General features: G+C 31.0%; 18 protein-coding genes and 1 pseudogene. 18 read left to right on the forward strand and 1 reads right to left on the reverse strand.

Annotated elements, in window-relative coordinates; all coding sequences use genetic code 11:
• The first annotated feature begins 52 nt into the window (after positions 1-52).
• Both moaC and AXY43_RS24990 read left to right on the forward strand, forming a co-directional pair.
• Positions 53-532, forward strand: a complete 480-nt coding sequence (gene moaC / locus AXY43_RS24985) for a cyclic pyranopterin monophosphate synthase MoaC (RefSeq protein WP_105412338.1) — start codon at positions 53-55, stop codon at positions 530-532.
• Positions 532-963: an MOSC domain-containing protein gene (locus AXY43_RS24990; RefSeq protein WP_023976179.1), complete on the forward strand. Its 432-nt coding sequence runs from the start codon at positions 532-534 to the stop codon at positions 961-963. Before moaC ends, AXY43_RS24990 begins: the two co-directional genes overlap by 1 nt.
• 56 nt (positions 964-1,019) lie before the next feature.
• On the opposite strand, the gene modA is transcribed toward AXY43_RS24990, so the two are convergent.
• Positions 1,020-1,823 carry a molybdate ABC transporter substrate-binding protein gene (gene modA, locus AXY43_RS24995; protein WP_023976178.1) on the reverse strand — a complete coding sequence of 268 codons (804 nt, stop codon included), beginning with the start codon at positions 1,821-1,823 and terminating at the stop codon, positions 1,020-1,022.
• Between the two features lie 632 nt (positions 1,824-2,455).
• Between modA and AXY43_RS25000 the strand changes: the two genes are divergently transcribed.
• From AXY43_RS25000 to nirJ2, 16 genes and pseudogenes are all read left to right on the forward strand, one after another.
• Positions 2,456-2,662 (forward strand): TOBE domain-containing protein, encoded by a 207-nt coding sequence (locus tag AXY43_RS25000; RefSeq protein ID WP_039773847.1) that lies wholly within the window; start codon positions 2,456-2,458, stop codon positions 2,660-2,662.
• A 324-nt stretch (positions 2,663-2,986) separates the two neighbouring features.
• Positions 2,987-4,504 carry an ATP-binding cassette domain-containing protein gene (locus AXY43_RS25005; RefSeq protein WP_105412339.1) on the forward strand — a complete coding sequence of 506 codons (1,518 nt, stop codon included), beginning with the start codon at positions 2,987-2,989 and terminating at the stop codon, positions 4,502-4,504.
• 210 nt (positions 4,505-4,714) lie between these two features.
• Complete coding sequence (locus AXY43_RS25010; RefSeq protein WP_105412340.1) at positions 4,715-5,677, forward strand: ABC transporter substrate-binding protein; 963 nt, start codon at positions 4,715-4,717, stop codon at positions 5,675-5,677.
• A gap of 61 nt (positions 5,678-5,738) precedes the next feature.
• Positions 5,739-6,704: a helix-turn-helix transcriptional regulator gene (locus tag AXY43_RS25015; RefSeq protein ID WP_023976174.1), complete on the forward strand. Its 966-nt coding sequence runs from the start codon at positions 5,739-5,741 to the stop codon at positions 6,702-6,704.
• A gap of 156 nt (positions 6,705-6,860) precedes the next feature.
• Complete coding sequence (locus tag AXY43_RS25020; RefSeq protein WP_077830421.1) at positions 6,861-7,469, forward strand: Fe-only nitrogenase accessory AnfO family protein; 609 nt, start codon at positions 6,861-6,863, stop codon at positions 7,467-7,469.
• A 37-nt stretch (positions 7,470-7,506) separates the two neighbouring features.
• Positions 7,507-8,436: a hypothetical protein gene (locus tag AXY43_RS25025; protein WP_242976457.1), complete on the forward strand. Its 930-nt coding sequence runs from the start codon at positions 7,507-7,509 to the stop codon at positions 8,434-8,436.
• A gap of 456 nt (positions 8,437-8,892) precedes the next feature.
• Positions 8,893-9,714 carry a nitrogenase iron protein gene (nifH, locus tag AXY43_RS25030; protein ID WP_012058230.1) on the forward strand — a complete coding sequence of 274 codons (822 nt, stop codon included), beginning with the start codon at positions 8,893-8,895 and terminating at the stop codon, positions 9,712-9,714.
• Positions 9,715-9,965: 251 nt separating this feature from the next.
• Complete coding sequence (locus AXY43_RS25035; RefSeq protein ID WP_023976171.1) at positions 9,966-10,292, forward strand: P-II family nitrogen regulator; 327 nt, start codon at positions 9,966-9,968, stop codon at positions 10,290-10,292.
• A gap of 24 nt (positions 10,293-10,316) precedes the next feature.
• Positions 10,317-10,700, forward strand: a complete 384-nt coding sequence (locus AXY43_RS25040) for a P-II family nitrogen regulator (protein WP_012058232.1) — start codon at positions 10,317-10,319, stop codon at positions 10,698-10,700.
• An 18-nt stretch (positions 10,701-10,718) separates the two neighbouring features.
• Complete coding sequence (locus AXY43_RS25045; protein WP_105412341.1) at positions 10,719-12,305, forward strand: nitrogenase component I subunit alpha; 1,587 nt, start codon at positions 10,719-10,721, stop codon at positions 12,303-12,305.
• Positions 12,305-13,669: a nitrogenase molybdenum-iron protein subunit beta gene (nifK, locus tag AXY43_RS25050; protein ID WP_012058234.1), complete on the forward strand. Its 1,365-nt coding sequence runs from the start codon at positions 12,305-12,307 to the stop codon at positions 13,667-13,669. Before AXY43_RS25045 ends, nifK begins: the two co-directional genes overlap by 1 nt.
• A 1,090-nt stretch (positions 13,670-14,759) precedes the next feature.
• Positions 14,760-16,124 carry a nitrogenase iron-molybdenum cofactor biosynthesis protein NifE gene (gene nifE, locus AXY43_RS25055; RefSeq protein ID WP_039773842.1) on the forward strand — a complete coding sequence of 455 codons (1,365 nt, stop codon included), beginning with the start codon at positions 14,760-14,762 and terminating at the stop codon, positions 16,122-16,124.
• Positions 16,111-18,800 (forward strand): annotated as a pseudogene (gene nifB / locus AXY43_RS25060) (nitrogenase cofactor biosynthesis protein NifB). The gene nifE and the pseudogene nifB overlap by 14 nt, the downstream one beginning before the upstream one ends.
• A 345-nt stretch (positions 18,801-19,145) precedes the next feature.
• On the forward strand, positions 19,146-19,454 hold the full coding sequence (locus AXY43_RS25065) for a 2Fe-2S ferredoxin (protein ID WP_012058237.1): 309 nt from the start codon (positions 19,146-19,148) through the stop codon (positions 19,452-19,454).
• A gap of 368 nt (positions 19,455-19,822) precedes the next feature.
• The gene (nirJ1, locus tag AXY43_RS25070) at positions 19,823-20,992 is read left to right on the forward strand and encodes a putative heme d1 biosynthesis radical SAM protein NirJ1 (protein WP_039773840.1); all 1,170 of its coding nucleotides are present in this window, start codon (positions 19,823-19,825) and stop codon (positions 20,990-20,992) included.
• Between the two features lie 49 nt (positions 20,993-21,041).
• Positions 21,042-22,016 (forward strand): putative heme d1 biosynthesis radical SAM protein NirJ2, encoded by a 975-nt coding sequence (gene nirJ2 / locus AXY43_RS25075; protein WP_105412531.1) that lies wholly within the window; start codon positions 21,042-21,044, stop codon positions 22,014-22,016.
• Positions 22,017-22,044 lie beyond the last annotated feature (28 nt).

The following is a 22,044-nucleotide window of genomic DNA, read 5'->3' on the forward strand; positions in this document are numbered from 1 at the left end:
GCATCAATAGAATATAAAAACTTAGGAAGTATAAGATAGGAGAATAAGAAAAATGGAACTAACTCATATAAATGAAGAAGGAAGAGCAAGAATGGTTGATGTATCTGAAAAACTTGATACTGCACGAGAAGCAGTAGCAATTGGAACAGTTTCAATGAAAAGAGAAACCATTGAAAGAATAAAAGAAGGTACTATTTCAAAAGGAGATGTATTATCAGTAGCGCAGGTAGGAGGTATAATGGGTGCTAAAAATACTCCACAAATAATACCAATGTGCCATCCTATAATGATATCTGGCTGTGATATAAGTTTTCGAATTGACGTTGAAAACAATAAAATTGAAATAACTGCAACTACTAAGACTGTAGGAAAGACAGGCATTGAGATGGAGGCCCTTACTGCAGTATCCACTGCAGCATTAACTATTTATGATATGTGTAAGGCTATTGATAGAGAAATGGTTATAAACAATATTATGCTTGTTAAAAAAAGTGGAGGGAAATCAGGCATATTTGAAAGGAAGGGATTATGATGAGTAAGGTTATTTCAGTGAATATAAGTGAGAAAAAAGGTGTTATAAAATATCCTATAGAAAAAGGTTTCTTTAGAGTTAATCATGGTCTAGATGGGGATGCTCATGCAGGAGAGTGGCATAGGCAGGTAAGTTTGCTTGGAACTGAAAGTATTGATAAAATGAAATCATCAGGAGTCGAAGGACTTACTCCAGGAAAGTTTGCTGAAAACATCACTACTGAGGGAATAGTTTTATATGAACTTCCTATAGGAACAAAGCTTAAAATTGGCGATGTTACGCTAGAAGTTACTCAGATAGGAAAGGAATGTCATTTGGGATGCGAAATTAGAAAATTGGTAGGAGATTGTGTAATGCCTAGGGAAGGAATATTTACTAAAGTACTAGAAGAGGGGTATATTAAAGCTGGAGATAATATTATAATAGTTTAAAATAAGAAAAATAACAATTCAAGTGATATTTTTGAATTGTTATTTTTTTCACTATATTAAGCTATTCCATAACCATATTTTTCAAAGATCTTTTTACAAGTATCAGTAAATAAGAAATCTTCAAATGCTTTTGCGGCATCAGCATTTTTACTAGCCTTAATTATTCCGATTGGATATGTAATCGGTGAATGCTTGTCCTCTGCTATTGTTTCTATAATTTTAGCATCCTTACTGCTTAACGCATCACTTTTATATACAAATCCAACTTCAGCATTTCCAGAAGTCGACCAGGCAAGTACTTCTTTTACATCTTTTGCAAAAACAAGTTTTGATGAAATAGAATCTTTAATACCAAGCTTAGTGAAAACTTCATCAGCATATTGTCCAGCTGGTACACTTTTAGGTTCTCCAACAGCTATCTTTTTAACCTTATCACTTGTTAGATCAGAAAGACCGGTTATAGTAGTGTCTTTAGGTCCGATTAAAACTAAATCATTTTTAACTAAGTCTTTTTTAGTATTTTCAAGTAATAAAGATTTGCTGTCTAATGCTTTCATTTGGCTTTGACCAGCGGAAATGAAGATATCACAAGGAGCACCTTGTTCTATTTGTTGCTGTAGAGATCCAGAAGCACCATAGTTAACAGTTAAAGTAACATTTGGAGCAGTCTTTTTATATTCGTCTTGTATATCTGTCATCGCTTCTTTTAAGCTGGCAGCAGCGGAAATATTTAATTCTATTGAAGCTTCAGCAGCAGATTCCTTTTGTGGAGTAGTTGATGCCTTTTGAGCTCCGCAACCAATAAGTGACGTTGTTAATAAAACAGTTACTAAACTAAATAATCCTATTTTCCTTTTCATAAATAAAACCTCACATTCATAAAGATATTTCTATTATAGTTATGTTTTGTTGTGTTTAGATATGTTTCATTGCGTTTTACTTGTTGCTTATTATACTAGCATTTATTTATAAGAAAAACAATATGTAATTGTAAAAATAAGTACTTGAATAGTAATATTGACAAAATTATTAGGATATGATTATAATTAGGCTAATAGTAATGTGATGTTACGTTATGTTTTATTAGATAAAGATCTCAAAGAAGAGATTACAGAAATGTATGAGCTTCTTTGAGATCTTTTTTTGCTTATGTTTAAGAAAATATATAATTATGTAAAATTATATAGCTTGTAATATCACATCTCTATATTGCATTTGTCATGTAGAAACAGTGATTACATAAGATTATTGATTCTACTCATAATCTTTTATAATTATTTCAAGATATTTTTGGCTCATTGTATTTATTGAAATAATAAATGATTTTATAAATGTGATGCTGATGTAAAACTATTTTCAAATTGTATTGTCAAATGATAAATTTTAACATAATAGAGAAAATATTGTAAATTAGCTCAAAATAACTTATAATGTACATAATCAATAGTAACATAACAACATTGATTGAATTTAACTTGGGGAGGAAATAAAAATGAAATTAAGTGCAAGAAACCAATTGGCAGGAAAAGTTGTTGAAATTAAAGAAGGGGCAGTAAATGCATCGGTAAAAATCGAAATTGCTGAAAATACTATAATATCAGCAACTATCTCAATGGATGCAGTAAAGGAACTAGGATTAACAGTAGGATCAGAAGCTACAGCAGTAATTAAGGCAACATCAGTAATGGTTATGGCTTAGTTCGCTCTCATCTTATACTACATATGAAATCATAATCAAAAGAGGATATCTTAAGCTAAGATATTCTCTTTTTTACTAGCAGCCTACTATATATATTTAGATAAAAAATATATATCAAAAATAATTCTTTACATGATACCGGAATATGGGTAGTGCGTATATTTATGATATCTATATGAAATGTTCGGAATGATTAATAATGATCTCAAAGAGGAGAATGCAGAAATGTAGAAAACTCTTTGAGATTTTTTGTTTATAAAAAATTAAATTATGATATCCCAACAATAGTATCTTAAAAGGTTGAACAAGAATGGAGTGATTGATTTGAAATTTGTTACATTTTCCGGACCACCATCATCGGGCAAGACTTCAGTAATATTAAAGGTAATTGAGTGCTTAAAATCGGAACAAAGAAAATGTGGAGTTGTAAAATTTGATTGTCTTACAACTTATGATGATTTACTTTATAAAAAGGCAGGAATTGAGGTTATGGTAGGATTATCAGGAAATCTTTGCCCGGATCACTTTTATATCAGTAATATAGATGATTGTATTAAATATGGAACAGAGAATGGTTTTGATTTGTTGATAAGCGAGAGTGCGGGGTTATGCAATAGGTGCTCACCTCATATTAAAGGTATTTTAGCAGTGTGTGTAATAGATAGTCTTTCTGGAGTAAACACTCCTAAAAAGATTGGACCAATGTTAAAATATGCGGATATTATAGTAATTACAAAAGGCGACATAGTTTCTCAAGCTGAAAGAGAAGTGTTTAGTTTTATGGTAAAAGAGGCTAATTCCAAAGCAGAGATAGTGTATATTAATGGTCTTACTGGTCAGGGGGCTTATGAATTAAGCTTAAGCATAAAAAAAGCAAAATCTATTGAGAGTCTTGAAGGAGAGAAACTTAGATTTACAATGCCTTCAGCATTATGCTCTTATTGCCTTGGAGAAACAATAATAGGTGAAGATTACCAAACTGGAAACACAAAAAAAATAAATTTCCAAGAAATTAAAAGTAACAGAGAACTTAAAACGAGTTATTCTTTAGACAAGAATAGTGAAATATCTGAAATGGACTGCACAATAGTTAACTCATTAACAATTGTAGGAGGACATGATAAAGGTGGAAATAAAGAAGATATTGAACTTACAATTAAAGTAGGGGAAGTAATTTGCATAGTTGGACCTACAGGATCTGGTAAAAGTAGATTACTCGAAGATATAGAGTGTATTGCGAGTGGTGATACTCCAACTGGAAGAATTATAAAAATAAATGGAGAAAATTTAAATTGCAGTAGGCTGGTTGCAGAGCTTTCGCAGAATATGAATTTTGTAATGGATGTATCTGTAGAAGAATTTATAAGAATGCATGCTAAAAGCAGGAATGTTATAGAGATAAAAAGTATTACAGACAAAATAGTAAAATATGCAAATGAACTAGCAGGAGAAGAATTCACTGGGGATACACATATAACTTCATTGAGCGGTGGGCAATCAAGAGCATTAATGATTGCAGATACAGCATTATTAAGCGTTTCCCCAATAGTACTCATTGATGAAATTGAAAATGCAGGGGTAGATAGAAGTAGAGCATTAGAACTTTTAGTTAAAGAAGGAAAAATAGTTTTTGTATCTACTCATGACCCTATATTAGCATTGCTTGGGGATAAGAGAATTGTGATAAAAAATGGTGCGATAAATAAAGTAATCACAACAGTTCCAAAGGAAAGAGATAATCTTAAGATTATGAAACAAATTGATAATAAAATGTTAGAACTCAGAAATGCCTTAAGAAGTGGAAAAGTAATAGATTGGGATATGAAAGAATATTTTCTATAGATATTCAAATGCGACTTTAGACTTACGCAATAGCCAACCGAAATTAGGTGAACTCTGTTGTTTCGGTTTCTATAGAATACAGCTGTGAATTTCTAACATCAGAAGTTGCACCATTTCTGCATGCTCCCGAGGCAAGCTCGTGACAAGCAAAAATGGAACATCTTCTTATTAAAAATAAGTGAAAAAAATATAAGATGGAGGTTTAAAAATATGGGGAAGATGAAAAATATAATTGATAAATCACAATACGATGTTCTTGGATTGTTACCGTGCCCTATAAAAGTGCCAATAGAAATTGGTTTTGATGAAATGATAAATAATTTAGAAAGTGAATGTGATTTTAAATATCTTGTTGAAGGTAATGCTAATTATGAGGTCATGTGGATGGATGAGTCTTCATATATTCCTAAAAAAGAGGAATTGCCAAAGATTATTATAAGTGCCGGAGTTAATAGTTTTTATAGAAAAGATTTTAGAGCTAAGGCAATAGAAGAAAAATACTTTAAGGAAGTCAAAAGCATAGAAGATGGAAAATTAATTGAAAATGATTTTAGTGATCCAAAAGGTAATTATTATATAATGGCATTAAATCATTTAGTTATGGCAGTAGATTTAACTAAATTGAATAATAGAAATATACCAACCTCGTGGGGAGAACTTTTGAATAGTTCATTTAAAAAAGAAGTTGCCATAAGAGGAAAGAGAGGAAAGTATTGTGAAACAACATTGCTAGCGATATATAAAGATTATGGTATGGATGGAATTATGAAATTAAAAGAACTTGTTGGATTTGGCGGACATCCAGCTGAAATGGTAAAGAATGCAGGGAAAGGAATTGAGAATTCACCTACAATTAGTGTTATTCCTTATTTTTATGCAAGGCTCCTTAAAAATAATAAGAATGTTAAGATTGTTTGGCCTGAAGAAGGTGCAATAGTTAGTCCAGTGACATTATTAGTCCAAAATGATATTTCAAACATGTTGGAAAATGTGGTGAATTATTTTACTAGTGAACAAGTACAAAATGTATGCAAAGATGCAGCACTGCCTCATCCAATGGATTATTTAGAGTATTTAAAAGAAAACAATTATAAGTTAAATTGGTTGGGATGGGATTTTATAAGCAATAATGATATAAACAAATTACTTCCAAAGTTAAATAAATGTTTCTAAATGCTAGAAATTCTCACCTCTAAATGTTAGAATAAATTATTATACGGAGGAGGGAAGTTCTATGAATAATGAAGAATCCCTAACGGCAGTAGATGTCGCTGAACTATTAAAGATAACTAAAAATACAGTGTATGAAATGGTCAAAAGAGGTGAATTACCTGGATACAAAGTAGGGAAAAAGCTTAGAATTGATAAAAAGGATGTTGAGAATTACATCAATAGTCAAAAGGTAACGAAAGGTAGCAATAATCAGATTAAGATATTAATAGATGAGCCAGTAATAGAAGAAAACCTGAGTAATATAAAAAAAGTGGAAAATTCAAATGATATTATAATATCAGGGCAAGATGTGATTTTAGATGTTTTAGCAGAAAAAATTATGGAAAAGGCAAATGATATAAGGGTACTTAGGTCTAATACAGGAAGCTATTCAGGTCTATATGACTTATATAATGATAAAATTTCTATATCGTCAGTACATTTATGGGATGGAGATACTAATGAATATAATACTGCTTTTGTAAGAAAACTAGTTCCAGGTATATCTTGTTTAATTATAAACCTGGCTTACAGAAATGTTGGTTTTTATGTTCCAAAAGGAAATCCCAATAAAATAACTAATTGGAAAGATTTGATTAAAGAAGATATATCCATGATAAATAGGGAAAAGGGTTCTGGAATAAGAATTTTGCTTGATGAGAAATTAAGAGTTAATAATATAAATAGAGAACAAATTAAAGGATATAATATTGAAAAACAATCCCACTCTGCAGTAGCAAGAAGTATTGCAAGAGGGGAAGGTAATGTTGGGATAGGAAATGAAAAAGCAGCTAATCAGGTTGATGGGATTGATTTTATTAAAATTCAGGAAGAAAGATATGACTTAGTTATCAAGGAATCTGATTTAAAATATCCTATATATCAACTTATAATTAGAACCATTCAAAGTGAAGAGTTTAAGAGGGAAATTGAAAGTTTAGGCGGATATGATTTAAAAGATATAGGCAAAATACTTGATAAAACATAAATAATGATATAGTATAAGATTAATATTATAATTTTATGCAAAGGCGCAGTAATTTTACTGTGCCTTTTTGTTATTAAAAAATAAGGTATATGAAAGAAAATAATAAATGATGATTGATTATTTTTTGAATATATCTAAATAAAGGAGCGATGGTATATGGATGAAATAGGAGTATTTTTAAACGAAAAAGATCTTATAAGTTCTTTTGAAGAAGCACGATATGTAAAAATATTTGCAAAAGAAAAACATTTGTGGAAAACAAAAAAAACTATTTTAATTAATAGGGCAGGTGGTGAAAAATCAATAAATGAAATCAGACAGGAATACAAAAATGTAATTAATGAAATGGATGATTGTAAAATTATAATAGTAACAAAGGCTTTTGGAATTCCGTATAGTGTATTTTATATGGGGGATTTTAGTGTTTGGGAATTGGAAGGAAACCCATTTGATTATTTTGATGAAATTATTAAAAATGAAATAGTCCAAGAGGAGAATGAAAATAAAGAAGTTGAAATTGCTAAGAAACTTGGCGATGGATATTTCATGATAGATCTACAGGAATTAGAGCTGATAAACCCTGAAATAACTTCTAAAAAGGCAATAATTCCTTATTTAGAAAAAGAGGATGTAAAAAAAATAGAAGTACACTGCTGTCATGTACCACCTTGGCTGGTTGCAAAAATGGACAAGGGTGAAATCTTATTATCCATTAATGAGATAAAAAGAAATGATTATATGGTAACTGTACAGAAAAATGTTTGAGGCACATGAAAGAAATAATAGACTAGGAGGCGAATTTATGGAGAAAATAATAACTAAGTATGGTATTTTAAATGATGCTATTATTGCTGAGTATTATTCCACTGGGGAACCAGAAGCGTATAAGGTGGAAGAATACAGTGAATTAAAAGTTTTAGACTATAATTTAGTACCGTTGCATGGATTTGTAGATGAAAGAAGAAAAGAATTTCCACCAGTAAAGGTATTTAAGAATGGCAATATTAAGAGTATTTCATTAAATGATTTGACAGTAATAAATACTAGTATAGGTGTATTTGAAGTTGAAAAAATAACATTCTATGAAGATGGTGAAATAAATAGATTGTTTCCTTTGGATGGAAGATTGTCAGGGTATTGGACTGAAGATGATGAATATAAATTAGCAAAAGCTTATAAATTTAATTTTGATTTTTCATCATTTGAAGCTAAGATTATGTCTCTTCATTTTTATGAAACACAAGAACTTAAAAGTATCACATTGTGGCCAAAAGAAAGAATTAAAATAAATCTTGGAGAATATAATTTTGCAGGCAGAATAGGAGTCTCTTTATATAAAAGTGGAAAAATAAAATCCTGTGAGCCATTAATTGCAACAAATATAAAAACGCCCATTGGAAAAATCGAAGCTTATGACGTTAATGCAATGGGAATTCATGGGGATAGTAATTCTTTAGAATTTTATGAGGATGGAAGCATAAAATCTCTTATCACATCTACTAATACAATTACAATTAAAACATCGGAAGGTGACACGATTTTTCATTCTCCAAAAAAAATTAGATTGTATTCTAACAGTGAAGTTCTGGATACGATAACTTTAAAGGTGGAATTTATTGATGATAAGGTCATAATAGATAAACAATATGAATATGAGATTAAAGAAAATAAATTTGAGATAAAAGCATTTGGAGAAAGACACTTTACCCTTAATGGAGATAGAAATAAATAATTCTCATTAAATTTAACAAAACACGAATGATTTTGATAAATTGATAAAAATATATCGTTATCATTAGAAAAGTTATAGAAAATAAAAAAATAGTTTGCAATATCAGTTTTTTGTGATATTATAGTTTCAATAAATAAAACAAGCAAATGAAAAAAAGAAATTAATAAAAAAGTAATTATATACAAGTTTTTTTGAAATAATATAACTTAAATTAAAAAAATATTAACCTGTCATTAAGGCAATGGAGTCTAAGTGTTTAACTCAATGAGGAAGTTAACGACTTAGATTTTTTTTATTACAATGAAAGGACAAAGAAGTCTATTTTATTATAACTATTAATAGTTAAATAAATTAGGCTTATTTTTTTAAAATAATTTATTGTTATATTAATACAAATAAGTTATAATGACCCATTTGGGCTTATATAATATATTTAATTATGAGGAGGAAACTAATATGAGACAAGTAGCTATTTATGGAAAGGGTGGAATAGGAAAATCTACAACCACACAAAATTTAACTTCAGCTTTAGCTGAAATGGGAAAGAATATAATGATCGTAGGATGTGATCCTAAAGCAGATTCCACAAGATTAGTTCTTGGAGGTTTAGCACAAAAAACAGTTCTAGATACTTTAAGAGAAGAAGGAGACGACATTGAATTAGATGCAATCTTAAAAACAGGATATGGAAATATAAGATGCGTTGAATCAGGCGGACCAGAACCAGGAGTTGGATGTGCAGGTAGAGGTATTATTACTTCAATAGGAATGCTTGAACAATTAGGAGCATATACACCTGATTTAGACTATGTATTTTATGATGTATTAGGAGACGTTGTATGTGGTGGCTTTGCAATGCCAATCAGAGAAGGTAAAGCACAAGAAATATACATCGTTGCATCTGGAGAAATGATGGCATTATATGCAGCTAACAATATTTCAAAAGGTATTCAAAAATATGCTAAAACTGGTGGAGTTAGATTAGGTGGAATCATCTGTAATAGTAGAAAAGTTGATAAAGAATTAGACCTTTTAGAAGCTTTTGCAAAAGAACTTGGAAGTCAACTTATCCATTTCGTACCAAGAGATAACATGGTTCAAAGAGCTGAGATACACAAACAAACAGTTATAGAATTTGATCCAAAAGCTGATCAAGCAGATGAATACAGAACATTGGCTAAGAATATAAACGAAAATAAAATGTTTGTTATTCCAAAACCAATGAAACAAGAAAGATTAGAAGAAATATTAATGGAATATGGTTTAATGGATATCTAAGATAAAAGCACAATTATTAATTTACAATTCACAATTATTGATTAATGTTGAAGCTCATAAAGAAAGTTTTGCTAACCAAATAGAAGATTCCCACAAGGCGAAAGTTCTGCTATCCAAATACAAGATTTGGAGCATCACTTTTGGAGCACCACTTTTCAATTCAGGATTTTTTGAATTCAATTATTTATAATGTGAAATTTAAGTTGAAAAATATATAAAACAAAATATTAAATAAAAGGAGATAGAGAGATATGTATATGATTCGAGCAATAATAAGACCAGAAAGGGTTAGTACTGTGCTTTCAGAATTATTGGATGCTGGCTTCCCAGAAGTAACGAAGATGGCGGTTTATGGTAGAGGGAAACAAAAAGGAATCAAAGTTGGAGAAATCTATTATGATGAACTTCCAAAAGAAATGCTTCTAATTGCAGTTAAAGATGAAGATAAAGATGATGTTATAAAGGTAATAATTAGAAATTCTAGAACAGGAGAAAAAGGTGCATTTGGAGATGGAAAAATATTCGTTGCACCGATTGAGGAAGTATACACTGTAAGTAGTGGGAAATCAGGATTATAAAATTGAAATAGGAGGAATAGCTTTATGAAAGAAGTTATGTGTATTATTCGTTTGAATAAAGTTAATAAAACTAAAGAAGCACTCGCAGAAGCTGGCTTTCCATCCATTACTTGCAGAAAAGTACTTGGAAGAGGCAAGAAATCAATTGATATAGCTTTAGTTGAAGCTTACATGGAAACTGGTGAAGTACCGCCAACATCGTATGGTGAGAATTTATCAGAAAGAGGAAGATTAATACCTAAAAGATTTATAACTTTAGTAGTAAAAGATGACGAAGTAAAAACAGTAGTAGATACCGTGATAAGTGTAAATTCAACTGGGACTCCAGGAGATGGAAAGATATTTGTATTACCAGTTGAAGAAGTATACAGAGTCAGAGATGGACAAATAGGTGAAGAGGCAATTTAAAGTGTGGAGGTGAAGTTAATGAGTAAAGTTGATAGTGTTTTGGACAAGTATAGTGCCAAAGTATATAAAAACAGAAAGAAACATATGCTTGAACTTGAGCAGGAAACTCAAGAAATAGATGCAAATAGAAGAACTATACCAGGAGTTATGACACATAGAGGATGTTGTTATGCTGGATGTAAAGGTGTTGTTCTTGGACCATTAAAAGATATAGTACTTTTAACTCATGGACCGATAGGATGTGGATATTATTCATGGGGTACTAGAAGAAATAAAGCAATACCACAGAAAGGCGACGGAAACTTTATACAATATTGTTTTTCTACAAATTTAGGTGAAAGTGATATCGTATTTGGTGGAGAAAAGAAATTAAAGGCTGCTATAAAAGAAATTGTAGATATATTTAATCCAAAAGCAATATTTATATGTGCGACATGTCCAGTTGGACTTATAGGTGATGACTTACCAGCAGTTGCAAATGAATCTAAAGAATTGTATGGAATTGATGTTATATCATTCCCTTGTGAAGGATATAAAGGTGTATCTCAATCAGCAGGACATCATATTGCAAATAACAAGCTGATAAAATCTGTAATAGGAACTATAGATTACACACCAAAAACTCATTCAGTTAATATCCTTGGTGAATATAACATAGGTGGTGACGCTTGGGAAATAGAAAGAATTCTAAAGAAAATAGGCTATGAAGTTATATCAGTCATGACAGGTGATGCTAGCATTGACGATATAAGAAAAGCCCATACTGCAGATTTAAATCTAGTCCAATGTCACCGTTCCATTAATTATATCGCAGAAATGATGAAAATTCAATATGGTACTGCATGGATAAAAGTTGATTTTATCGGGGTTGATTGTACTGTTAGAACTTTAAGAGATATTGCGAAATTCTTTAATGATCCAGAGTTCACAGAAAGAACAGAGGCTGTTATAGCTGAAGAGCTTGAAGATATTAAAGATGATATGGATTATTATAAAAGCAAGTTAACTGGTAAAAAGGCAGGTTTATATGTTGGAGGTTCAAGATCTCACCATTATCAAATGCTATTAAATGATTTAGGTGTAGAAACATTAGTTGCAGGATTTGAATTTGCACATAGAGATGACTATGAAGGTAGAGAAGTAATACCAACTATAATTGAAGATGCGGATTTAAAAAATATCGAAGTATTAGAAGTAGAAAAAATTGAAGGTAAATATAAACCAGTTAAAACAGATGAAGAATTAGAAGAATTAAAGAAAGAAATCATTAATTTAGAATATTATCCAGGTATGATGCGTGACATGAAAAAAGGTTCGATTGTAGTTGATGACTTAAATGAATTTGAAACAGAAGAATTTATTAAAAAGTTAAAACTTGACATGTTTTTCTCGGGCATTAAGGATAAATATATAATACAAAAAGGTGGAGTATTATCAAGACAATTGCACTCTTATGATTATAGTGGACCTTATGCAGGATTTAAGGGTGCTGCAAACTTTGGTAGAGATGTAACAATGAGTTTATATACTCCAGCATGGAAATACACTGTAGCTCCATGGAAAACTGAATCAATATTAGAAGGAACATTTGGAGGTGAGGTATAATGTTAGATTTAACTCCTAAAGAAATTAAGGAAAGAAAAGCGATTACTATTAATCCTAGTAAAACATGTCAACCTGTTGGTGCTATGTATGCAGCTCTTGGAGTTCATGGATGTATGCCCCACAGTCATGGTTCACAAGGTTGTTGCTCATATCATAGAACAGTTTTATCTAGACATTTCAAAGAACCAGCTATAGCAACTAGTTCATCATTTAGTGAAGGTGCTTGCGTATTTGGTGGTGGTAGCAATATTAAAACTGCTGTTAAAAATATCTTTGATATGTATAATCCAGAAATAATTGCAGTTCATACTACATGTTTATCAGAAACAATTGGTGATGATTTAAAAGGTTTTATTGATGCTATAGATATTCCAGAAGGAAAATATGTGTTACATGCAAATACCCCAAGTTATGTTGGATCACATATTACTGGATTCTCTAATATGGTTACTGGCTTTATTAAAGGTTTATCTAAAACAACTGGAGTAAAGAACGGAAAAATGTGCGTGATTCCTGGATTCGTTAACCCTGGCGATATGCGTGAAGTAAAGAGATTATTAAAACTTATGGGTGTAGATTTTACAATGTTACCAGATACAACTGGAGTTTTAGATGCCCCAATGACTGGAAAATATGAAATGTATCCAAAGGGTGGTACAAAGATTCAAGATATTATTGAATTAGGTGACTGCGAAAAAACATTAGCACTAGGAAGTTTTGCTTCAGAAGCAGGAGCATCTACTCTTGAAAAATCATTCAAGATTCCATACTCTACATTAAAGATGCCAATAGGTATTGGTTCTACAGATGAATTAATTATGGAATTAAGTAAATTCAGCAAGCAACAAGTTCCTTATGAACTTGAAGAAGAAAGAGGACAATTAGTTGATATAATGATTGACTCTCATCCATATTATGATGGAAAGAAAGTAGCTTTATATGGAGATCCAGATGTGCTAATTGCTTTATCTAAATTCTTATTAGAGCTTGGAATGATTCCTAAGTATGTAATTACAGGAACTCCATCAAATGTATTTGAAAAACAAATGCAAGCATTGTTTGATGAATTTGGTGTTGAAGGCTGCATAGCTAAACAAGATGCTGATCTTTTTGAATTACATCAATTAATTAAGAATGAATCTGTTGATTTACTAATGGGTGGAACTCATGGTAAATACATAGCAAGAGCTGAAGATATCCCACTAGTTAGAATTGGATTCCCAGTATTAGATAGATATGTTCATTCATATATGCCTAATGTTGGATATAGAGGTGCTATGAGATTATTAGAATTAATGCTTGGTGCATTAATGGATAGACAAGATAGAGACGTAAAAGATGAAGATTTTGAATTAGTAATGTAGATAAATATGCATAATTACCGAAATCATAAATATTTTGATTCCGAAAAACTATGAAAATATCGCTGAAGGTTCTAAGCAGCAGGTTGTATCCAATTTAGCATGCTCCAACTTTCAGTTTGACAAGCTAAATTGGAACAACCTACAGCTAAGAACCTTTAACAGCTCATTTTCAAATGTTTTCTCCACAAATATATTTATGATTTCTAGTGAAAATATGAACTTAAAGTTTTGGCAATTTCTAATGAAGAAATCCTACATTAGTATTCTAAATGCAACACTGCATATTATGACCCTTGTGGTTATAAAAGAGTACCTATCATTTCTGGTGTAATGTATACTCCAAAACTTAAATTTATTTTTAAAATTATTTATCTAAAAATAGTGTGTGAAGTGAGTGTTTAATAAGTATTTAGTGGAAAGATGTGTATTTTGGATAAAGTTTTCACTGCAAGTTAAGTGTAAATGTTGATTTATTTGTTTAAGAAAGTACCCACCATTTCTGGTGCGGTGTATATCTAAAATTTAAATTTGTTTTTTAATTTATTTATTTGGAAAGAGTGTGTGAAATAGTATAAACCAAATCATATGTATATGTTGCAATTCACAATTGAGGCTAAAATTCTTGCAATATTTTTAGAATTATGATGACGAATTAGTTTTGCAACATATATACACATATAAAAAAAGCAGCTATGCTGCAATTAAGATCTTAAATAAAAAAGCAGCTATGCACGTATAAAAAGAGTGGCTTTGCCACAATACGGAACTTTTCTGCAATTAAGATCTTGAATAAAAAAAGCAACTATGATGCAATTAAGATTTTAAAAGATATGTTAAATTCAAAAAAGTTAATAATTTCAATGATTGAGCAATTGAACATGGGTAAAACATGTCAATTGCTCTATTTATTAATAGGGCTTTTAATGCTCATTAATATTGAAAATTGAGAATGTAGAATGAGTAATAAATTTGGTTATAAGGAATTTATAAAAAATGTATTGTGTGCATTGTTTAAAGTTAAGTTAACTTTCATCCTTTATTCTCAATTCTCAATCTATAATTACAAATTTAAAAGGTGGTGTGTGACATTATGGAAAAAAGGATATCTAATTCACTTCTTGAAGAAAGAGAAGATTTTGTGTGCTTTAAAGAAGGTCATAATAAAAAATCTATGAAGTGCGATGGTGATAGTGTATCAGGATCAGTTAGTCAAAGAGCGTGTGTATATTGTGGAGCAAGAGTTGTATTAAATCCAATAACAGATGCATACCACATAGTTCATGGACCTATTGGATGTGCTAGTTACACTTGGGATATAAGAGGAAGTCTTTCAAGTGGTGATAATTTATATAGAAATAGTTTTTCAACAGATTTAAGTGAACAAGATGTTATTTTTGGTGGTGAAAAAAAATTAATTGCTGCCATAGAAGGGATAATGGAAAATCATAATCCTAAGTTGATTTTCGTTTATGCAACTTGCATTGTTGGAGTAATAGGTGACGATGTTAAGGCAGTATGTAAAATGGCTGAGGAAAAATATAATGTACCTGTCATTCCAGTTATGTCGCCAGGTTTTTCTGGAAATAAATCTAAAGGATATAAATTAGCATGTAATGCACTAATGAATTTATTTTCTAGGAATATTCTCCCTAAGAGAAAAGGAATTAATATGTTAGGAGATTTCAATTTAGCTGGTGAAATATGGATAGTTAAAGAGTATCTAAAGAAAATTGGAGTAGATGTGATATCAACTATTACTGGAGATTCCAGCTATGACAAATTAATCAAAGCTAGCAGCGCAAGTTTTAATGTTGTTCAATGTGCTGGTTCCATGACATATTTAGCAAAGAGAATGGAAGCAGAAATGGACATTCCTTTCGTTAAAATAAGTTTTGTGGGACTTGAAGATACAAAAAATTCATTACTCAGAATAGCAAGCTTATTTGGAGATGAAGAAATGTTAGCAAAGGCTAAGGCTTTTGTTAAGGAAGAAGAAGAAAAGATATTGCCTATATTAGAAAAATATAAGGAAAATCTTAGAGGTAAAAAAGCTGCAATATATGTAGGCGGAGGATTTAAAGCAATCTCCTTAATCAAACAGTTTAATGAACTTGGAATAGATACAGTGATGGTTGGAACACAAACTGGAAAGAAAGATGATTATGAAGTTATAAATAGTCTAGTTAGGGATGGAACAGTAGTTTTGGACGATGCAAATCCTTCGGAATTAGAAAAATTTATGATTGAGCAGGATGTAGATATTTTAGTTGGAGGGGTTAAGGAAAGACCACTTGCTTATAAATTGGGAGTTGCCTTTTGTGACCATAATCATGAAAGAAAGCATCCTCTTGGAGGTTTTGTAGGAGCTGTTAATTTCGCAAAGGAAATTAATCTTTCAATTAATAGTCCTGTATGGAAGTATGTAAAGGAGAGTGAAGAGAATGAAGGAATCTAAAAGTTATGTAAATCTAACCGTAAATCCATGCAAAATGTGTATGCCTATGGGAGTTAGCAATGCTTTATATGGAATTAAAAATTGCATGACTATATTACATGGTTCTCAAGGTTGTAGTACATATATTAGAAGACATATGGCAACACACTATAATGAGCCTGTAGATATTGCTTCATCTTCACTAACTGAAGAAGGAACTGTTTATGGTGGTGAAAATAATTTAATTAAAGGATTAGAAAATTTAATTAAATTATATAACCCAGAAGTTATAGGTATTGCAACAACTTGCCTTGCAGAAACCATAGGAGAGGATGTAGTAAGACTTTCAAAGATATTTTATGAAAAACATCCAGATAGTAAAGTTAAGTTAATACCAATACAATCGCCTGGATATGGTGGAACTCAATATGGCGGATATTTTACAGCTTTAAGGGCAGTTGTAGAAAATGTAGAAATGTATACAGATAAAAATGAAAAAGTAAATGTTATTGCCGGGCCAATGAGTAGTGCGGATATGAGGGAGATAAAAGAGATCTTGGAGGATTTTAAAATTGATTATATATTGCTGCCTGACTTATCGGAGAATTTAGATGGAGTTCATAGTAAAAAATATAATAGGCTTCCAAGCAATGGTACGAGTATAGACGAAATTAAATTTATGGGTGGTGCAAAGGCTACCATTGAACTAACCACATTTATTAAAGAAGAATATTCTGTAGGAGTTTATTTAGAGGAGAATTTTGGAGTTGAGAATTTTAGAATTAATGTTCCAAGAGGTCTTAGAGATACTGATAATTTTTTAAAAGTGCTAGCTAAAATATCAGGAATCCAATTCCAGAAAAATATAAAAAACAAAGAGGAAGATATTTAGATGCTATGATTGATTCTCATAAATATAATGCAGAAGCTAGAATTGCTATATTTGGAGAACCTGATTTTGTATACTCTACTGCAAGATTAGCTGTGGAAAACGGAGCTGTACCAGTACTTATTGCAAGTGGAGATGTATGTAAAAAACTTGAACCAAGCTTAAGGGAAGAAGTTGACGAACTTTCAAATCAGTTATTTGCAGGTGAATGCAAAATCATAGATGAGGCAGACTTTAAGGAAATAGAAAAATTCGCCTTAGATTTAAAGGTAAATGTAATGATTGGAAGCTCGGATGGAAGAAGAATAGAGGAAAAACATAAGATTCCATTAATTCGAATGTCATTTCCTATTCATGATAGGATCGGTGGACAAAGAATATTATCTATAGGCTATGAAGGATCTTTAAATTTAGGGGATCAAATTACTAATGTTATGCTTGCTAAGACTGAAATGACCTTTAGAGAGAATTTATACAATGAATATTATAAGGAAGAAGTTGAAATAAGTAATAAAGATATAGCAATTGAGGGGGAGAAAAAGATGGAAGCAAGAATTATCAGCAGAGAAGAAGTAGAAGAAAAAACAAAAACTCATCCATGTTTTAGCTGTTCATCAGCTCACAAGTATGCAAGAATGCACATTCCTATAGCGCCAAAGTGTAATATTAGCTGCAATTATTGTTTAAGAAAATTTGATTGTGTTAATGAGAGCAGACCTGGGGTAACAACTGAAGTATTATCTCCAGAAGAAGCTTTTGCTAAATACAAACTAGTAAAATCAAAAATGGACAACTTAAAAGTTGTTGGAATAGCAGGACCTGGCGATGCTCTTGCTAACTTTGATAATGTTAGGGAAACTTTGAAGCTTATAAGAGAACATGATCCAGAAGTTACATTTTGTCTATCAACAAACGGATTAATGCTTCCATTTTATGCTCAAGAGCTGATTAATTTAGGAGTAAGTCATGTAACTGTAACAATGAATGCTATTGATCCTAAAATAACTGCTAAAGTATATAAATTCGTAGATTACTTAGGGGTTACTTATACTGGTGAAGAGGCAGCTCAAATCCTTTTAACTAACCAATTATCAGGTATTAAGTATTTAGCTGATAGAGGAATTATGGTTAAGGTAAATATAGTAATGCTTAAGGGAATCAATGATCATCATATAGAAGAAGTAACAAAAAAAGCAAAGGAACTTGGAGCAGGAATAACAAATATAATGCAAATGATTCCTGTAAAAGGAAGTGTCTTTGAAAATATGCCGCTTACAAGTAATAAAGAGATAATGGATTTAAGAAAAAAATGTGGAGAGCATATTGAGCAGATGTATCATTGTAAGCAATGTAGGGCAGATGCTATTGGTTTACTTGGAGATGATCAATCTCAAAAATTTAATAAGCCATCAAATGTAAAGGAAGTTACAGAAGAAAAACCACTAAAGTTTGCTATTGCATCAAAAAGTGGAATAGGCGTGGACATGCATTTTGGACATGCATCTGAATTTTATATCTATGAATATAAAAATGGAGAGCCAAGATATTTGGAAAAAAGAAATGTTGAAAAATATTGTAATGGTAAAGAAGTTTGTGAGGAAGAGGAAGATAAGTTTGCTAAGCTTTCAAAAGTTGTTTCAGACTGCAATGGAGTACTTTGTCTTAGAATTGGTGATGAACCAAAAAGAAAATTTAAAAGTATGAATATAGAAGTTTTTATGACATGTGAAACCATTGAAACAGCTGTTGAAAAAGCAGCAGAAGCTATATTAAAAGGAACTGAAGTTGAAGAAATGCTAAGAGCTTAATGTGATATCCAACGAAAGAACAGGTACTCTGTTGTTTCGGTTGCTAGATAATATGGCTGTGGATTTCTAGAAGCAGAAGTTGCACCCATTTGAGCATGCTCCAGCTTTCCTAAGGAAGCTCGACTCATTTCATTCGCTGAGGAAGTTCGAGAATCCAAAATAAAATTTTGGACTCTCACTTCACAAGCTCAAATGGAACAACTTCTGCTTAAGAAATCCTACAGCCATATTATCAATGCAACACTACATATTATGACCCTTGTGGTTACAAAAGAGTACCTCTTCTTTCTGGTATGGAATATACATCAAAGTATAAATATTTAATGAAAATAGGAGATGAGTGAAATGATTGATATTAAACATCACATTTTTGTTTGTGCAAGTTGTAGAGTTAATGGAATGCAAAAAGGAATGTGCTATTCTAAAGATTCAGTAAAGGTTGTGCAAAAGTTTATGGAAGAAGTTGAAGATAGGGATTTAATAAATGAAGTAATGGTAACTAATACAGGGTGTTTGGGTGTTTGCAACAAAGGTCCTATAGTAGTTGTATATCCTGAAGGAACTTGGTATGGAAATGTAAAAGTTGAAGATGTAGAAAGAATTGTGGAAGAACATATTGAAGGTGGAAAAGTAGTACAAGAATTAGTTATTTAAAAATAAATTTTATACTAGTCCATAAAAGTGGGCTGTCACACTATGAACTGCTTTGTGTTAAGCAACAGTGAAAAAATAAAAATATTTGATACCGCCAATTACAAAAGTATTGGCGGTATTTTATGCTACAGATTCGGATATTCTCGATGGTATAAGGTGCCGTATTTTAGAATAGCATTGTTTTACTGCATTAACAATTCGTGGTATAATGAAGCATAATTAATTGAAGCCATAGAGAGTAATTATCTCTATGGTTTTGATTTTAAGATAGCTCTGTCCATGTAAAAAAATTTAGATTTGTTTTTGTTTATGAATTTAAAAAATTGCTTAGATCATAACGAGAATCAATGATGTAAGGAGATTTGAAAATGATAAGTATAACTAAACTTTTATGTAATTCTGATAATTATGGAGATAGCTTAAGGTATGTAGAAGGCGCAGCCATAGAAAAGTATGGAGTTAGTCCAGGAAGAGGACCTGTAGTTGCTTGGAACTGTACAAAAACTTGTAATTTAAAATGTAAACACTGTTATGCAAGTTCAGATAATAAAAGATATGATGACGAGCTTACGTTAGATGAATCAAAAAAGTTCATAGACGATTTAAAAGATTTTAACGTACCAGCATTATTGTTTTCTGGGGGAGAGCCTCTGATGAAGGAAAACATTTTGGAATTATTAGATTATGCAAGTCAAAGAAAAATAAGAAGTACGATATCTACTAATGGGACTCTTTTAGATAAAGATGTTTGCAAATCTTTAAAGAAAATAAATCTTGGATATGTAGGTGTAAGCCTTGATGGTATAGGATCAAATCATGATGCGTTTAGAGGTGTTAGTGGTGCTTTTGACAGTGCTTTAAGAGGAATAAGAAATTGCATTGAAGTTGATCAAAAAGTAGGTCTTAGGTTTACTATAAATAAAAACAATTATAAAGAATTGGAAGATATATTTAAGCTAATAAAAGAAGAAAAGATACCTAGAGTGTGTTTCTATCATTTAGCATATTCGGGAAGAGGAAGTAAAATGGTAGATGAAGATATTTCTAAGGAAGAAACAAGACAAGCTCTAGACTTAATCATAAGTAAGGCAATAGAATTTGGTCCAAGTGTTGAGATACTTACAGTTGATAATCATGCAGATGCCGTTTATACATATTTAAAGTCATTAGAGAAATTTAAAGATAAATCAGATAACATATTAAAACTTTTAAAGACTAATGGTGGAAATAGATCAGGAATGGCTTTTGCTAATGTAGACTTTTTTGGAAATGTTCATCCAGATCAATTTACTTGGCAACATACTTTTGGAAATGTGAAAGAAGAAAAATTCGGATCTATATGGAGAAATTCTGAAAATGAAATATTAAATGGTCTTAGAAATAGAAAAAAATTATTAAAGGGTAGATGTTCTTCTTGTAAATGGTTAAATGTTTGTAATGGCAATTTCAGAACTAGAGCTGAAGCTGTACATAATGATTTTTGGGCAGAGGATCCTGCTTGCTATCTTACAGATGATGAAATTAATATTATGAAATAAGAAATACAAAAGAGTATATGAGATTTTATGTAAAGGTGAGTGAATGCAAATGATAATATCATGGAATACTACAAATAAATGCAATTTAAAGTGCAGTCATTGTTATAGAGATTCAGGCAAAGAAAGTCAAGGTGAATTAAATACAGAAGAAGCAAAGTTACTTATAGATCAAATTGCAAAAGCTAATTTTAAAATAATGATATTCTCTGGTGGAGAACCATTAATGAGAGAGGATATTTTTGAATTAATAAATTATGCATCCAAAGCTGGCTTAAGACCTGTCCTTGGAACAAATGGCACCCTTATTTCAAGGGAAATGGCAGAAAAATTAAAAGCTGCTGGTATTTCTGCAATAGGCATAAGTCTTGATTCAAAAAAACATAATAAATTTAGAGGAAATAATGAAGCTTTTAGAGATACCATTTATGCAATGAAAAATTGTAGAGATTTAGGAATTAGATTTCAAATTCATACAACTGTCATGGATTGGAATAAAAATGAGATAATTAGTTTGACTGATTTTTCAGTAGCTATGGGAGCAGCAGCTCATCATATATTCTTCCTTGTACCTACAGGAAGAGGAAAAGATATAGAAGATGAATTATTAAGTTCAAAAGAGTATGAAGAGTTATTAACGTCAATAATGAAAAAGCAAAGTGAAGTAAACATAGAAATAAAGCCAACTTGTGCTCCACAATTTGTTAGAATTGCAGAAGATTTAGGTGTAAATAGTAGATTTAAACGTGGATGTATTGCAGGAACAAGCTATTGTATTATTAATCCAAAAGGAGATGTTCAGGCTTGTGCTTATTTAACAGAAGTGGCTGGTAATATAAGAGAAATCCCATTTGATGAAATATGGAAAAATAGTGAATTACTCAATAACCTAAGAACTCAAGAATATAAAGGAACTTGTAACAGTTGTAAAGATAAAAAAAGTTGTGGAGGCTGCAGAGCAAGAGCTGCATATTATAATGACGGAGATTATATGGCATCAGATAAAATTTGCATTTTTAATAATTAAAGGCAAGGATTCTATTTGACATTCCAAA

This window comes from Clostridium sp. MF28, assembly GCF_002969175.1.
GTDB lineage: Bacteria > Bacillota > Clostridia > Clostridiales > Clostridiaceae > Clostridium > Clostridium beijerinckii.